Source organism: Chitinophaga sp. OAE865, from assembly GCF_040546735.1.
GTDB lineage: Bacteria > Bacteroidota > Bacteroidia > Chitinophagales > Chitinophagaceae > Chitinophaga > Chitinophaga polysaccharea_A.
Genome location: NZ_JBEPOF010000001.1, coordinates 581,772 through 598,240, shown reverse-complemented (window position 1 = coordinate 598,240; position 16,469 = coordinate 581,772). Strand labels below are relative to the sequence as shown.

11 protein-coding genes are annotated in these 16,469 nt (G+C 46.6%); 4 read left to right on the top strand and 7 right to left on the bottom strand.

The annotated features are described in order from the left end of the window. The first annotated feature begins 81 nt into the window (after positions 1–81). The 3 genes from ABIE50_RS02545 (at position 82) to ABIE50_RS02535 (ending at position 7,894) form a co-directional block, all read left to right on the top strand. Positions 82–3,252 (top strand): TonB-dependent receptor, encoded by a 3,171-nt coding sequence (locus tag ABIE50_RS02545; protein WP_209856316.1) that lies wholly within the window; start codon positions 82–84, stop codon positions 3,250–3,252. A gap of 22 nt (positions 3,253–3,274) precedes the next feature. Further along, complete coding sequence (locus ABIE50_RS02540; RefSeq protein WP_209856319.1) at positions 3,275–4,756, top strand: RagB/SusD family nutrient uptake outer membrane protein; 1,482 nt, start codon at positions 3,275–3,277, stop codon at positions 4,754–4,756. A 117-nt stretch (positions 4,757–4,873) separates the two neighbouring features. Further along, positions 4,874–7,894 (top strand): glycoside hydrolase domain-containing protein, encoded by a 3,021-nt coding sequence (locus tag ABIE50_RS02535; protein WP_354027849.1) that lies wholly within the window; start codon positions 4,874–4,876, stop codon positions 7,892–7,894. Between the two features lie 31 nt (positions 7,895–7,925). On the opposite strand, the gene ABIE50_RS02530 is transcribed toward ABIE50_RS02535, so the two are convergent. Beyond that, positions 7,926–8,828: an SMP-30/gluconolactonase/LRE family protein gene (locus ABIE50_RS02530; protein WP_209856322.1), complete on the bottom strand. Its 903-nt coding sequence runs from the start codon at positions 8,826–8,828 to the stop codon at positions 7,926–7,928. 153 nt (positions 8,829–8,981) lie between these two features. On the opposite strand from ABIE50_RS02530, the gene ABIE50_RS02525 reads away from it, so the two are divergent. Beyond that, a complete protein-coding gene (locus ABIE50_RS02525; protein WP_209856326.1) occupies positions 8,982–10,034 on the top strand; it encodes a nucleoid-associated protein in 1,053 nt (350 codons plus the stop codon). A gap of 200 nt (positions 10,035–10,234) precedes the next feature. Here the strand turns inward: ABIE50_RS02525 and ABIE50_RS02520 are convergent, their stop codons facing one another. The 6 genes from ABIE50_RS02520 to radA form a co-directional block, all read right to left on the bottom strand. Beyond that, positions 10,235–11,755 (bottom strand): PSP1 domain-containing protein, encoded by a 1,521-nt coding sequence (locus ABIE50_RS02520; RefSeq protein WP_209856331.1) that lies wholly within the window; start codon positions 11,753–11,755, stop codon positions 10,235–10,237. A gap of 147 nt (positions 11,756–11,902) precedes the next feature. After that, positions 11,903–13,042 carry a DNA polymerase III subunit gene (locus tag ABIE50_RS02515; protein ID WP_209856333.1) on the bottom strand — a complete coding sequence of 380 codons (1,140 nt, stop codon included), beginning with the start codon at positions 13,040–13,042 and terminating at the stop codon, positions 11,903–11,905. Positions 13,043–13,077: 35 nt separating this feature from the next. Beyond that, a complete protein-coding gene (locus ABIE50_RS02510; RefSeq protein ID WP_209856336.1) occupies positions 13,078–13,623 on the bottom strand; it encodes a hypothetical protein in 546 nt (181 codons plus the stop codon). A 113-nt stretch (positions 13,624–13,736) separates the two neighbouring features. Then, positions 13,737–14,258, bottom strand: coding sequence for a glutathione peroxidase (locus ABIE50_RS02505; RefSeq protein ID WP_142684661.1), 522 nt, complete (start codon positions 14,256–14,258; stop codon positions 13,737–13,739). Positions 14,259–14,354: 96 nt separating this feature from the next. Further along, positions 14,355–15,047: a ComF family protein gene (locus ABIE50_RS02500; protein ID WP_209856339.1), complete on the bottom strand. Its 693-nt coding sequence runs from the start codon at positions 15,045–15,047 to the stop codon at positions 14,355–14,357. Between the two features lie 27 nt (positions 15,048–15,074). Further along, positions 15,075–16,451 (bottom strand): DNA repair protein RadA, encoded by a 1,377-nt coding sequence (radA, locus tag ABIE50_RS02495; protein ID WP_209856343.1) that lies wholly within the window; start codon positions 16,449–16,451, stop codon positions 15,075–15,077. Between the last annotated feature and the right edge of the window lie 18 nt (positions 16,452–16,469).

Here is a 16,469-nt window from a genome sequence, read left to right as displayed (position 1 = left end):
TTTAACTAAAATCTATACAAGTTTATGAAATCCACTGCAAACCTGGGGGCTTTTTTATGTCCCGGGCGAAAAATTTTGCTCATGATGAAATTGACAGGTCTGCTGATTTTCGGAGGTTTTTTACAGGTATCCGCTAATGCTTACGCGCAGGATAAAATAAAAGAACTGCATGCTGAAAACAAGAGCGTGAAAGAAGTATTTAAACTCATCGAAAACAACAGCAATTATCGCTTCTTCTATAACGAGAACTTTACTGATCTGAATAGAGCGGTGACCATTGATGTGAAAGATAAAAAGATCAATGAAGTACTGCGGGAACTCTTCAACAATTCCAATGTTACTTACCGCGTGCTGGAAAATAACCTGGTAGTAATTACTCCTGCAGGCATGGCACAGGTAAAAGTAACGGGATATGTAACAGATGCTGCTACCAAAGACCCGTTGCCGGGAGTAACAGTGACGGTAGAAGGTTCCAGCACCGGTGCCGTAACCGACGCTACCGGTAAGTTCACCATCCAGGCGCCTTCTGAAAACAGTGTGCTGGTATTTTCCTATATCGGCTACCTGCAACAGAAAGTGGCATTAGGAGGCCGCTCTGAGCTCAATGTTAAGCTGGAAGCAGATACCAAGAAACTGGAAGAAGTAGTGGTAATGGGATATACTACCACTACCACCAAAAATCTTACAGGAGCAGCGCAGGCTGTAAGCGGCGCAAAGCTGAAAGACGTAACTGCCAGCAGTATGGATAAAATGCTGCAGGGTAAAGTGAGCGGTGTATTTGTAGGTAATACCTCCGGTGATCCGGCCTCCGCCCCTGTGATCCGTATCCGTGGTAATGGAACCCTTACTGCAGGCAACTCCCCGCTGGTAGTGGTAGACGGTATCATCGGCGGGTTACCCAACCCCAGCGATATTGAAAGCGTTACCATTCTGAAAGATGCCGCCGCTACCACATTGTATGGCGCCCGCGCTGCAAACGGCGTAATGGTGATCACCACCAAAAGAGGTAAAGCCGGTAAAACACAGGTGAATTTCCGCACCAACATAGGAACTGCCCAGCTCAACACCGGTCATTTCCACCTGATGAACGGAACTGAACTGTACGATTTGCAGAAAGCTGCAGGAGCCACGCTGGATCCATCTCTCCGGAATATCAATACCAACTGGCAGAAACTCGCCTTCCAGAATGCAACCAACCAGAATTACGAACTGTCTACCAGCGGAGGTAATGAAAAAACAAAGTTCTATCTCGGTGGAAACTATTATAAAGAAGACGGTATCCTGAAAGGCACCGGGATAGAGCGTTTCAGCGCCCGACTCAACCTGGACCATAACATCTCCGATAAATTCCGCATCAGCGCCAATTTCGCCGGAACACAAACTTCCGATCACGATAATTCAAATAGCTCCCTGTACCAATACTACACAAATTTACCCTGGGACAAGGCCTACGACGACCAGGGCAAACCGGTAAACCCGCTTACAGCCGCCACCTGGTATGGCAGGGATATGACCAATTTCCTGTACGACCAACAGTACAACTATATTAAAAACAAAAGGCAGTCGCTCGAAGCACTGGTAAAACTGGAGTATGATATTACAAAATGGTTGTCGTTCAGCTCTACCAACCGTGCGCAGTATTACCACTACAACCAGGAAAGCAACGGTGATGTGCGCACTTCTTCAGGAACCGACGACCGCGGTAACCTTTACAATTATTACCAGGATTCTGCCAGTTACATCAGTTCCAACCTGTTGAAAGCCAGGTACACTATTAATAAGGTGCATAACATCGACGGATTGGTGGGCGCCGAGTTCCAGCAAGCCAATCTGAATGATATCAATGCAAAAGGAAAAGGTGTATTACAGGGGATAGAGGTATTGGATGGTACTTCTTCTCCGATGTCTATAGGCGGAACAAAAATATCCCGTGCTTTTAATTCCTATTTTGTACAGGCAAATTATAACTACAACTATAAATACTACTTCACTTCTTCCTTCAGAAGGGATGGGTCTTCAAAGTTCGGCGCCAACCAGCAGTATGGTAACTTCTATGCTTTTGGTGCATCATGGGCGGCATCTGAAGAAAATTTTATCAAGCAGATAAAGGCCATCACTAACCTGAAAATAAGAGCCAGCTACGGTACTACCGGTAATGCTGAAATAGGCGACTATGCAGCTATCGGGGCATATGCTATCAACACCCAGTATAATGGTTTTCCCGGTGCTTACCAGAGTGTGTATAATGTACCAAACCTCTCCTGGGAAAAAGCCTACAATACCAACTTTGGTATTGACCTGGGATTGTTTAACCGGATTAACCTGACAATAGAATTATATCAGAAGGATAACAAAGATCTCCTGTTCAATGTGCCATTGCCTGCTACCGCCGGCTACGGTCATATTTCACAGAATGTTGGGTCTGTGCGCAACAAAGGGCTTGAAATCAACCTGAGTACAGATAACCTGGTGGGCGCATTCAAATGGAGCACTGATTTTAATATCGGCTTCAATAAAAACAGGGTTACTGAACTGTATACCGGGAAGAGCCAGATCGTAGATCCGATCAGTGGCTACTTCATCCTGCAACAGGGCCGGGATATGCGTAGTTTTTATATGCGCAAATGGGCCGGTGTAGATCCTGCAAATGGGGATCCGCTGTGGGAAAAACTCATTACCGATGCCAATGGTAATGTAACCGGCAAAACCACTACCAACAACTATAACGATGCTTCCCTGCAGATAGTTGGTTCTGCCACTCCCAAATTTTTCGGGGGCATGCGTAATACCTTCTCCTATAAAAACTTCCAGCTGAGCGCCTTCCTGTCTTTTGTTTCGGGTAATGATGTGTACAACAGTACCCGTGAGCTGATGGATAACGATGGGGCATATTATACCTATAATATGATGCAGCTGGATAAAGACTGGAGCCGCTGGGAGAAGCCCGGCGATATAGCCACCCATCCAAAGTTTACGATCAAAGGAAATAAAAATTCACATAAGCCATCTTCCCGTTTCCTGGAAGACGGTAGCTACCTGCGTTTGAGAAACGTAAACCTGAGCTATGCACTGCCGAAAGCCTGGCTGGACCGCGCGCATATTGGAAGCGCCAGGATTTCTGTTGGCGGTGATAACCTGTGGACATTAACCAAATTCTCCGGGCTGGATCCCGAAGTAGATGACCGTGGTATCAACTACATCAAGTATCCATCCAGCACCAAATGGTTTGCAGGACTTGAAATTAATTTTTAACAGGAGCTAAAAAGAAATGATCATGAAACACATGTCAAAATATTTTGCAGGGCTGCTGCTGTTATCAGTGGCAACTTCCTGCTCGCTGAAGAAAGACCCGTACAGCGCTGTTCCGGATGATAATATCCTGAAAGATGAAACGAAATGGCCGGCCGCTACCATTGGTAATTATGCGTTACTGAAAGAAGAAACTTTTACGCGCAATTATTTCCAGATGGGAGAATTCCCAAGCGACGATGTAGCACTGAGCGGTGCTACCACAGATGCACTTTTCTATTCTTATACTTACGGTCACCTTACCAACCAGGCCAATGCGCTGCAGATATGGCAGGCAGGATATAAAGCAATCAATGGTTGTAACAAACTGCTGGAAGTGATGCCGGAAGGGAAATCAGATGCAGTGAATAAAATGATCGGGGAAAACCTGTTCATCCGCGCTTTTGTACATTTCAGCCTGGTAAGGTCTTTCGGCCGGCCCTATGCACAAAGTCCTGAAACAAACCTGGGCGTACCGGTGGTTACAAAGTTTGATATAACTGCTATGCCTAAACGTAATACCGTAAAAGAAGTATATGCGCAGATAATAGCAGATCTGAAAAAAGGAAAAGACCTGATGGATAACTCCAATACCAACAGCTATGCTACCAAATATGGAGCTATGGCTTTACTGGCAAGGGTATATCTTTATATGGGAAGAAATGATTCTGCCCGTATTTATGCCGACTCCGTGATCACTTCAGGGCAATATACCCTGGTGAATACTTCCGATCTTCCGGGTTACTACACCAAAACCAACGAAAACAACAAGGAAACAATTTTTGCTATTCATCATACTCTGCAGGACGACCGTACCTGGGCCTCTATTGGCTCTATGTATTATATGTCGCCGGGCGGTATGGGATATGGTGAAATGTATGCTTCACAGTCGTATCTCGACCTGCTGCACAAATATCCCGGCGATGTCCGTAATTCCTTTGTGCAGGCGGTTTACCTGAAAGGCGCCGATGGCAGGGATTCCGTAAATGCCGGCGGACAGAAAGTAATGGCTTCCCGTAATGGAGTTCCTAAATGGTATGTGCTGAAATATTCCAACCAGGATAACGTGCCTACGCTCAGCTCACCGGTAGTACTGCGCCTGGCTGAAATGTACCTGATCCGCGCAGAAGCCAATGCGAAGCTGAACAACAACGCCGCCGCCATCGATGATGTGAACACTATCCGAAAAAGGGCGGGCTTAAGCGGCGCCGCGCTGTTCTCTGTGTCTGATCTGCACGGCTATGCTTCCGTACTGGATGTGGTGCTGGATGAGCGTCGCCTGGAACTGGCCTTTGAAACACACCGTGTATTTGACCTGTTCCGCAACAACCGGAATGTATACCGTAACTACCCGGGTGTACAAACCAATCCGCAAACAGTTTCTTATACAGATGCAAGGGTGGTACACTTTATTCCTGAGCAGGAAATATTGCTCGATCCTAATCTGGTGCAAAACCCGCTTCAATAAAATTATCCTGCAAAAGCCCCGCTGAACGGGGCTTTTGCATTTATAAAATATTCCGGAAAAGATACACCAACAGTAGTAAATTTATAATGGTGAACATCTAAAATCTTTTTATCCTTCATGTATCAGACAAACCACGTTTCCCGCAACTTCAGAAGAGGATTGCTGCTGGCAGGATTTACTTTCAGCTTTCTCACTACGGCGCTCGCCCAGGAACTGAAGTATACCAATGGAAATAATAACTGGAATGCCGACTCGCTCGGTAACCACCGTGCTGTAGTAACTTTTAACGGCAACAGTTCCGTAGCCCGGGTAGTAATACCCTGGCGTCGCCGCGATGAACACCCCGAATTGAAACGCATTATTATAGTGGATGCAAAAACGAAGCAAAAGATTACCAATGTAAAAGCATTGATACTGAACCGCGAGCGTGGAGATATCTGCTTTGAGCCCACCTCAGGGAAAGGCGACTATTATATTTACTACCTGCCTTCTAAAAATGAAGGCCGCGATAATTACCCGAAAGGCGTATACCTGGCGCCGGAGCAAACAGCTGATAATAACTGGCTGCAATCCATCCACGCAGGCATAAAGCCCAACACTATCGTGAAGCAGCTGGAAGCCATCGACAGCTTCAATACTTTTTATCCCATGGAAGTATTTGCTACGGAAGCGGAGCGGAAGCAGCTGTTGCTGAAGCATCCCGGAGGAGGGTATATGTTGTTCCCGGAAGACAGGCAGTTCCCCATTAAAATGACGGACGACCTGCCACAGCGCTGGATAAAGAAAGGGCCTTCCCAGTCGTTTTCCGGTACCGCCGACAAAGGAGAATACTACGCATTTCAGCTTGGCATTTATGCCCGCCGCGAAATGAAAGATGTACAGATTTCCTTTGCAGACCTGAAAACAGCCTCCGGGCAAACTATTCCTGCGGCCCAACTCAACTGCATTAATACCACTGGTACCACCTACGATGCAAAACCTTTTTCTGCCAAAGTGGATATCCTCCCGGGGAAAGTACAGGCCATGTGGTGCGGGATAGATGTGCCGGAAAATGCTGCAGCAGGCATTTATAAAGGGATAGCTACCATCAGGGCGGAAGGGATGCCCGCCATGCCGGTAAGGATTGCCCTAACAGTAACAAATAAACGGGCTGTGAACAGTGGCTTTAATGAGCCATGGAAACAAACCCGCCTGAAATGGCTGAACTCCACGCTGGCACAGGACGATGCCGTGATTGCGCCGTATACCCCGCTGGAACTGAAAGACAGCGTAATCAGTTTACTGGGCCGTAAAGTGGGCATCAACAAAGATGGTTTCCCCGCCCAGATCCAGACGTTCTTTACCCCTGAAATGACCTCGCTGTCCACACAGCCTAAAAATATTTTTACGGAGCCGGTACATTTTCATTTCATTGAATCCGCCACAGGTAAGGATCTTCACTGGCAAAGCAATGGCTGGCAGATCACGCAGAAGACACCCGGCAAAATCAGCTGGAAGGCGCTGAACATCACCACCGGTTTGGAAATGGAAGTAACCGCTACGCTTGAATTTGATGGTTTTCTCGATTACACCGTGAAAGTAACCGCACAGGAAGAGATAACCCTGAAGGATATCACCATGCACCTGCCATTCGATAAGGGGGCAGCAAAGTATATGATGGGCCTCAACCAGAAAGGCGGTGTGCGCCCGGAAAAGATCGACTGGAAATGGGATGTAAAAAACAAGAACCAGGACGGCGCGTGGATTGGCGATGTGAATGCCGGTATCCAGTTTAACCTGCGTGATGAAAACTATGTGCGCCCGCTGAATACAAATTTTTATCTCCAAAAACCTTTGCTGCTGCCGCTTTCCTGGGGTAATGGAGATAAAGGTGGCATCACCATAGGAGAAAAAGGAAAATCAATACTGGTAAATAGCTACAGTGGCGAAAGAACCTTGCATAAAGGAGAGGTATTGTATTATAATTTCCATCTGATTATCACGCCTTTCCACCCCATTAACACGGATTTCCAATGGTCCACCCGTTTTTATCACAGGTACAATAATCTCGACAGCATCAAGGCTACCGGCGCTACTGTGGTCAACATTCATCACGGCAACGATATTAATCCATGGATCAATTATCCGTTCATTGAATGGAAAGCGATGAAGGATTACATTACGGAAGCGCATCAGCGGGGATTGAAAGTAAAGATCTATAACACGGTAAGAGAGCTTTCCAACCATGCCTGGGAAACTTTCCCATTGCGTAGTTTGGGGCATGAGGTATACAGCCGGGGCAAAGGTGGGGGCTTCTCCTGGCTGCAGGAACATGTAGGTAAAGATTATATCGCTGCATGGTTTGTACCGGAGTTTAAAGACGCAGCTATCATCAATAGCGGTATGAACCGCTGGCATAACTACTATGTGGAAGGTATGAACTGGCTGGTACAGAACGTGGGTATCGACGGTATTTACCTGGATGATGTGGCGTTTGACAGGGTTACCATGAAGCGGGTGAAACGTGTGCTGACAAAGGATAACCACCCGGGGATCATTGACCTTCACTCGGCTAACCAGTATAATAAATCTGATGGATTTATTAACAGCGCGGTGCTCTATATGGAGCATTTCCCTTACCTGAACCGGCTTTGGTTTGGTGAGTATTTCGATTATGAGAAGAATGACCCGGCTTTTTTCCTCACGGAAGTAAGCGGTATCCCTTTTGGCCTGATGGGCGAAATGCTCCAGGATGGTGGTAACCAGTGGCGGGGCATGGTGTATGGTATGACTAACCGCATGCCGTGGACCGCTACCTCAGATCCACGCCCGATCTGGAAAGTGTGGGATGATTTCGGAATGCAGGGAACAAAGATGATTGGTTACTGGGTGGAAAACAATCCGGTTAAAACCAGCAATCCCCTGGTTCCGGCCACTATTTACCGGAAGGATGGGGCGGTGCTGGTATCCCTTGCCAGCTGGGCGCCGGAAAACACTACTGTTAAACTTACAATCGACTGGAAAGCCCTGGGCATCGACCCTGCGAAGGCTGTAATAACGGCTCCGGATATACGGAACTTCCAAAAGGGGCAGGTATTCGGCAAAAACGCTGATATCCCTGTAGAGAAGAATAAGGGCTGGCTGCTGATAATAAAGTAGGAGCGGATTTTGTCCCAAGACAAAATCCGCTCTAAAAGCGTTTACCCGGTATTGTTACCCGAAAGGTTTCCACGCACTTCAGGTCCTGCAGGGTAACGTATACGGTTCTGCCGTCTTTATCTCCAAACACCAGGTTGCTGCATTGCTTTCCTCTCAGGGGTATTTCCCGGATCAGTTTTCCTTTGGGCGACAGCACGGCGATTACGCCTTTCCCCCACCTGGCTACATAGAGGTTCCCTACTTTATCGCATTTCATGCCATCGAATCCAAAATCGGGAAAGGTAGCGAATAAGGTTTTCCGGGAGATGTTACCGGCTTTATCCACCTTGTATTTCCAGATATTCCGTTGCACGCTTTCGTTTACATACAGGGTTTTTTCGTCGGGGCTTAGCTCTATACCGTTAGTGGTGCCCATATTGCCTTCCAGCAACACAGGCGTATGGTTGTCCGGGTCTATGCGCCAGATCTGGCCGGTGTTGGTGGCCCATTTGGGGTCGCTCACAAAGATCTGGTCTTTACTGTTGATGCAGAGATCATTAGGTTGGTTGAAATGGTCGGAATGGACATACACGCTGACTTTCCTGGTTTTCATATCAACAGACAGCACATTATGCCGGATGAAATCCGGGAGGAACATGGTTCCCTTGCTGTTGAAGTGGACTCCATTGGCTATGCTGCTATCTGGCAGGGTGACAAAGATCTCACCGGCGCCGGTTTTGGTATTTATTTTACCGACGGTGCCATCTTGTTTAAAATTTACGACGTAAAAATTGCCGGCTTTGTCAAAGTTGGGTCCTTCAATGTTTACGGAAAACATATTTTCTGCTGTCAGGTCGCGGGTTTCATATACGGGGCGGTCTGCATTTTTTTGCTGGGCCATCAGCGGCAGGCCGTATCCGGCGGTCATTGCCAGCAGGCAGATATATTTTCTCATGTTCATTTTGTTTTGAAACTTTAAATTAAGGAACTATTCCAGAATTTTCAGCGTATATGGATGGGAGGTAGGGTATGTAATGAAATTATCAAGAAATAATTACCGGGGAAAACGGTTCTGTTGCCTGTCAACTAATTTATTAATTTTGCGCCCATGATCCATGTTTCGGAGTTTAAAGATTTGGCGCAATTAACGATACACAAGGTAGGGAATCCCACTAACGACGAGGCCCTGCTCTGTTCCAAAGCGCCTTTGCAGCTGGAGGATGAAACGATCAGCCAGTTATTGGTAACATATTTTATTCAGCCGTTTGCCAGTGCTGCAGAGTATTTCAGGTTCCGTCATGATGCGGATCTGCAATTGAATGAAATATTTCAATATTGTCGACGTATATTTACTGACCAAAATGAATTCCAGGAGCAGTCGGTCAATATTGCCAAACATCTATATAAACATTCCACCCATCCTAAAATCAAAGGGGGAGAGCTTTATATAGCCTACTTTAGCAAATGCCAGGTTGATGGTGAAGAGGTGGAAGCCATAGGCATTTTTAAGTCAGAGAACCGCGACACGTATTTGAAAGTATTCCTTGCAGATGAGAATTACCAGGTAAATTACGAAGACGGTATAAATATTAATAAGCTCGATAAAGGTTGTCTTGTTTTTAATACGGAAGAATCCGAAGGTTTTAAGGTAAGTATAGTAGACAGTAACAGCAAACAAGCCGAAGCGGTGTATTGGAGGGATGCCTTTTTACAGGTACAGCGCCGGGAAGACAGTTACCATCAGACAGAAACAGCGGTGGACATGTGTAAACAATTTATACACAACAAATTGCCAACCGAGTATGAGATGGACAGGGTAGACCAGGTGGATCTGTTAAATAAATCAGCCGCTTATTTTAAAGAAAAAGAGCAATTCCAACTGGATGATTTTGCAAAAGAAGTATTGGGTCATCCCGATGCCATCGCTTCTTTTAAAGAGTACAGAAATGAATACGCCAGTCATTTTCAACAAGATATCCCTGACGAATTTGAAATATCTGCACCTGCTGTAAAAAAGCAGCAGAAAGTATTTAAGAGCATTCTGAAATTGGATCGTAACTTTCATGTATATATTCATGGCAACCGTGAGATGATTGAGCGCGGTTTTGATGAAGCCACTAACATGAACTATTATAAACTACTGTTTGAGAATGAAGCGTAAGACCGTATAATAGTCAGTAGAGGCGCCTGTGGGATTGATTTTGTGAAGAGATATAAGATAGCATTTTTTAAGTTTTCTCATAAGCAAAAACCAATTGTTAACAAAGGCTGCCTCGTCTGGGCGGCCTTTTATTTTATATGAAATGCTTGCTGTATGCAAACAAAAAAGACAACCAGGCCGGTTGTCTTTTTTGTTATTACTTATTGCCCTTTTTCAGGATTGTTGTTGTTCTTGTTAGGATTGTGTGGCCGGTGTTTATGCCGCGGTGGGCGCCGGTCCTGTTTCGGATTGGTGGCTCCCTGTCCGCCTGGCAGGCCTGGTTGTGCCGGCTGCTGACCAGGTTGCTTTGGCGTCTGCTGCCTTTGCTCCTGGCGTTGCTGCTGTTGCTCATTACGGGGTTGTTGTTCACGTCCCTGCTTGGGCTGACCTCCGCCTTGTTGCCGCTGTTGACGGTTGTCTGGTTTCTGCTTACGTTCAGAAGGTTGCCGGTTATCAGGTTTTGGGCCTCCTTTCGGAGCATCGGCTCTTGGCTGGCCCTGAGCTTGTTTAGGTTCGCCGCGTTCTGTACGTTCTCCGTTCCTTTGCTGCCTTTGCTTGTCTTTATCTTTCTGCTTGCGTTTCTGTGCTGTTTTTTCGAGAGATTTCAGACTGATTAATCCTACTACATCTGCGTACCCCAGATCTGCTTCTTTTGGTTTGGCAGTCACCACTTCTACCGGTTTCAGGTCATCTGGCTTAATACCCTGCCTGTTCAGCTGGCGTATTTCCTTTGCCCTGGCAATGGTGAGCGGATACTGTTTATTGCTGCCTTCATAAGAGTACCACATGAGGCATTTGAAAATATCTCGCTTCTGCAGGTGGGCAACGCCTCCGGCAGTTTCAATGTTGTCTGCATCATCGGGGAAATCTTTCAGTGCATCGAGATAGGTATCGAGCTCGTAGTTAAGACAGCATTTCAAACGGCCGCATTGTCCGGATAGCTTCGCCTGGTTGATAGAAAGGTTCTGGTACCGGGCAGCGGTGGTATTCACGCTTTTGAAATCAGACAGCCATGTGGAGCAGCATAACTCCCGGCCGCAACTGCCAATGCCACCTACTTTCCCGGCTTCCTGGCGGGCGCCTATCTGGCGCATTTCCACCTTGGCCCTGAATTCAGAGGCATATACTTTGATCAGTTCCCTAAAATCAACGCGATCATCTGCGGTGTAGAAGAAAGTGGCTTTACGGCCATCGGCCTGTATTTCCACTTCTGCCAGTTTCATTTCAAGCCCGAGGTTGCGTGCGAGGGCGCGGGATTTAATGAGCGCCTCCTTTTCACGGGACTTATTGTCGTTCATCCGCTGCAGGTCGTCGTTCGTTGAACGCCGCAGCACTTTTTTTACTTCGGGTGTGTCTTCAGCGCGTCGCTTCTTCATCTGTAGTTTTACCAGTTCGCCTGTCAGGCTTACTGTTCCAACATCAAATCCGCTAACTCCTTCTACTGTAACCATCTCTCCTTTATCAAAGAATTGTTTGGTTACATTACGGAAAAAGTCCTTGCGGCTGCCATTGTTAAAACTTACCTCTATAATGTCAAATGGTGCTAAGCTATCACCAAGGGGAATATTGGACAGCCAGTCAAACACGTTCAGTCTGTTACAACCTCCTGTGCTGCATCCTCCATTACTCTTGCATCCTGACGGCTTCCCTTCCACACCCGTACCACATCCGGCACAAGCCATATTATTAATTAGTTTAAATTTTATAAATAAGCATTTCAGGTTATTCCAGTTCTTCAAAATACGTTTTTCCTTTCAGAAAAACAAAAGGCCGGAAGCAACAAAGATAGGGAAAAGCAGTCGATAAGACCTGCAGGAAGCAGGTGGTTATTACATAACCGGTAAAGGTTTCTTTTTAAATATATATTGCAGCCTGAGAGACAGGGCATGAAATAGCATTTTTCCATTGGCGTTGCGTTCTATATAATAGCTGGCATTGTTGAGAGCATCGGCAATTTCCTGCATCTGGTCAAGGTTAGCCAGTTTGGCCAGTTTGGCAGCAAAGTCCATTTCTTCCGGGGAAAAGGCCAGCTGGTTTTTATCAAGGTATTGCAGGCGCAGGGTATGTTCCAGCAGGTTGATGAAATAGCGCAGGAACTGTTTTTGGTTTTCCCTGCCGGTTTTGGCGCTTGAAATATTTTCTATCCATTCCTGCAGCGCCACCCGGTTACCGGTAAAAAGATGGTTCAGCCAACTCCGGAGCAGCTCATGATAGTCGTCGTCTGAATGCTGCAGCAGGTAAAGGGCTTCACGGTAATTGCCGGCTGTAATAGTGGCCATCTGCCGGGCTTTTGCGGGAGGAACATTGCTTTTTTGTTCCAGCGCAGCTACCAGGTCTTCTTTGGCCAGCGGGTTTATTTTAATAAGATGTGTTCTTGATAAGATGGTGGCCAGTATCTGTTCCTGGTTTTCCGCCACCAGGATGAACAGTGTGTTCTGAGGTGGTTCTTCGATCAGCTTCAGCAGGCGGTTTCCTTCATTGCCCAGGTATTCGGGCATCCACATCACCAGTATTTTATAACCACTTTCAAAACTTTTCAGGTTCAGTTTGTGGATGATATCCTGGCATTCAGTAGCGGTAATGTTACCCTGTTTATTTTCGGCGCCTATGAACTGGAGCCAGTCGTACGCATTACCATAGGGATGTGTGGCAACAAACTCACGCCATTCTGTGATATAATCTGTGCTCACCGGTTTATCTCCTGCCTTGCGCGGAATAACCGGATAGGAATAGTGTATATCCGGATGTATGAACTGTGAAGCTTTGAGGCATGCGGCGCATTGTCCGCAGGCATCCTGCGTTTGTTTGTTTTCGCAAACCAGGTATTGGGTAAAGGCCAGTCCGAGTGGAAGACCGCCTGCGCCCTCAGGGGCAAGCAGTATTATGGCATGGCTTAAGCGGTTATGCTGAACAGATTGAATGAGTTGTTGTTTTACCTCTCCTTGTCCTATGATATCAGAAAAAAGCATGGGCGCAAGATAATGAAAAGGGGGCTAATCATTTTTTATTGAAGAGATACATAACAGGCATTTTCAAAAGTGCCGGAGCCATCAATCTTTTTCTCATTGTCAACGAAATAAAAGCTGCCGGATATTGTTTGTGACCGGAGATTCATTTTACGTATCGTGACACTGGAAGAATCTGTGGTAAGAAAAGTGAATTCGCCGTTGTTGTTTTTTACTGCAACGGCTACAAGGCCGCCGGATTGTGCTCCCTGTCGGGTATAGGTATAAGTTTTCAGATGCAGGCTGTCATTCCGCAATCCTGGTTCGTCGTACATGCCATCTGTCAGATTAAATACCACCCTGCAGGAATCAGACACCGTTTCCACACTCAGGAATTTGAGGCCGCCGGTATCTGTCCGTTCGCGGAACAGGAGGCTCCGGCTAAAGCTCATGGTACTGGTGGTGTTGCCGATAGTGGTAACCATCTGCATTTCCGGGCAGGAAAGAGAGGGAAGATCCTCACCATGCTGGCAGGAGGCCAGTAAAATGCACAGTAATGCCATCAGCGGCAAGGTATTGACTGCAGGAACAAGGTAGTGTTTCATGAATACGGTTGCGCGGTGTACAATTAATGACAGGTACCTACGTAAACGGATATACGTTACGCAGGTACCTGCAGTTTTCTTTTATAGAGAAATCGGCGACAGTTAGTAAAGAACTATTTCTCAATCGCAGCAATCACTTCAGCAGATTCAGGTTGCGTTTTCGGAGAAAATACAGCTACCAGATTGCCTTTTTCATCCAACAGGTATTTCTGGAAGTTCCAGGTAACCTCGGCCGGTTCCATGTGTTTGGCTTTGCTTTCCTCCAGCAGCCATTTGTACAGGGGATGGATGTCTGAGCCTTTAACAGATATTTTAGCGGCCATCGGGAAGGTTACTGCATACTGCTTGGTGCAGAACTGTTGTATTTCCTTGTTGGTGCCAGGCTCCTGCGAACCAAAATTGTTGGCGGGGAAACCAACAATAACCAGCTTGTCGTGGTACTTTTTGTACAGCTTTTCCAGGCCTTCGTATTGTGGGGTATTGCCACACAGCGAAGCGGTATTCACGATCAATACTTTTTTCCCTTTGTATTTGGAGAAATCGATCTTTCCACCGTCAACGGCATCTACTTTGAAATCGTAAAGATGGGATGAGGCAAAGAGCATAACAACTGATAGTATGGCTAATCTGAACATATAGATTTTTTTAAAGACAGATTAAAATAGCCGTTTAGGGCTGTACCTGTAAAGTTAGCATTCCCACGTTAATAATGGAGAAGAATTTCGGGCTACTCATTTCCAGGCATAGGCGAGGCAACATACACTTACCCGGGCGCCGGCCTGGTGCAGGGCTCTGCAGCAGGCTTCTGTGGTAGCGCCGGTGGTGATTACATCGTCGATCAGTAATACGTGCGCGCCTTCCGGAAGGTTGGCACTGGCCTGGAAGGCGTTGGCTACATTCTCCCACCTGTCTGTACGTCCCTTTTTTGTTTGCGTAGCCGTGAATTGTTGCCGGCGAAGGGTGGCGGGGTATACCGGCAGAGAGGGTATCGCCTGGGCAATACCGTTAGCCAGCAAGGCCGCCTGGTTATAGCCCCGTTTTTTTTCTTTCCTGGGGTTCAGGGGAACCGGTACCAGGCAGCTGACGGTACTGATCCAGTCACTTTCCAGGAGCTGGTAACCGGTTTGCCTGCCCAGCCAGGTGGCGATATCCTGGCGATGGTGGTATTTAAACCGGTGAATAAGCTGTTGCAGGCCGGTCGACTGGTTATAGTAATAAGTAGCAGTGGCCTGTTGCACAGCAATTCTTCCACGGAACACCTGTGCTACGGGATTGTTGGGATAACGCTGAAAATGGGTAAGCGGTAAAGCCTGCATGCAACGCAGGCATAACAGTTCATCTGTCTGATACAGATCAGTGCCGCATAGCTCACAGCAATGCGGGTAAAACAGATGAACCAGTGGGGAAAACAAACTGGTAAGCATCGTATGGTTTTAAAGATATGATGATGTTTAAAATAACCGCTGGTACACTTCTTCCACTCTTCCTACAGCAATTACTTCGATATGGAATTTACTGAAATCAATTCCTTTTTTGTTGTAACGGGAAATAAATATTTTTTCAAAGCCCAGTTTTTCTGCTTCCGCAATTCTTTGTTCAATACGGTTCACAGCTCTTATTTCACCACTCAGGCCTACTTCTCCCGAAAAGCAGATCTTGGGAGAAATGGCATTGTCTTCATAAGAAGAAAGCAGGGCGCACAATACCGCCAGGTCGATGGCCGGGTCTTCTACACGGATGCCGCCGGCAATATTGAGGAATACATCTTTTACGCCGAAGTGGAAGCCGCCCCGTTTTTCCAGTACGGCCAGGAGCAACTGCAGCCTTCGGAGATCAAAGCCGGTAGCAGTGCGTTGTGGTGTTCCATAAACGGATTGTGTAACGAGCGCCTGCACTTCCACGAGGAGGGGCCGCATGCCCTCCATTGTGGCAGCAATAGCCACGCCGCTCAGGAGATCTTCCCGCTGGGAAATAAGGATCTCTGAAGGATTGGTTACCTGCCTCAGGCCAGTGCCGGTCATTTCGTAAATACCCAGTTCGGCTGTGGAACCAAACCTGTTTTTGATAGTACGCAGGATCCGGTAAGCATAATGCTGGTCGCCTTCAAACTGTAAAACCGTATCCACCATGTGTTCCAGCACTTTTGGGCCGGCAATGGAGCCATCTTTGGTGATGTGCCCGATGAGGAATACAGGGGTATTACTTTCTTTGGCAAAGCGTTGTAACTCTGCGGTTGTTTCCCTGATTTGTGATACGCTTCCCGGCGCAGATTCAATGAATGGTGAATGCAATGTTTGGATAGAATCAACTATGACCAGTTGAGGTTGTAATTTTTTAATTTCCTGGAAGATGGTTTGTGTAGAAGTTTCTGTAAGCAGATAGAATTGTTCGTTGGAATTCTGAATACGGTCTGCTCTCATTTTTATCTGTTGTTCGCTTTCTTCACCGCTGATATAAAGTGTTTTGATATGCTTCAGCTGTAAAGCATTCTGAAGAAAGAGCGTTGACTTCCCAATGCCGGGCTCTCCACCTACCAGTACCAGCGAACCCGCTACTATGCCGCCTCCCAGCACACGGTTCAATTCATTGTCGGGGGTTAGAATCCGTTCTTCATCTTTAGTGACTACTTCGGCAAGATTAATTATTTTATGTGTCCGGGGAGAGGTAGTATCATTGTTTTTCCAATCCGCCTGTTTATGTGGAATATCTTTCTGTACTCTTTCTTCCACGAACGTATTCCATTCTCCGCAACTCGGACATTTTCCATTCCACTTGGCTGATTCGTATCCACAATTCTGACAGAAAAAAGCAGTTCTGATTTTACTCATAATTTTCATAAAAAAGAT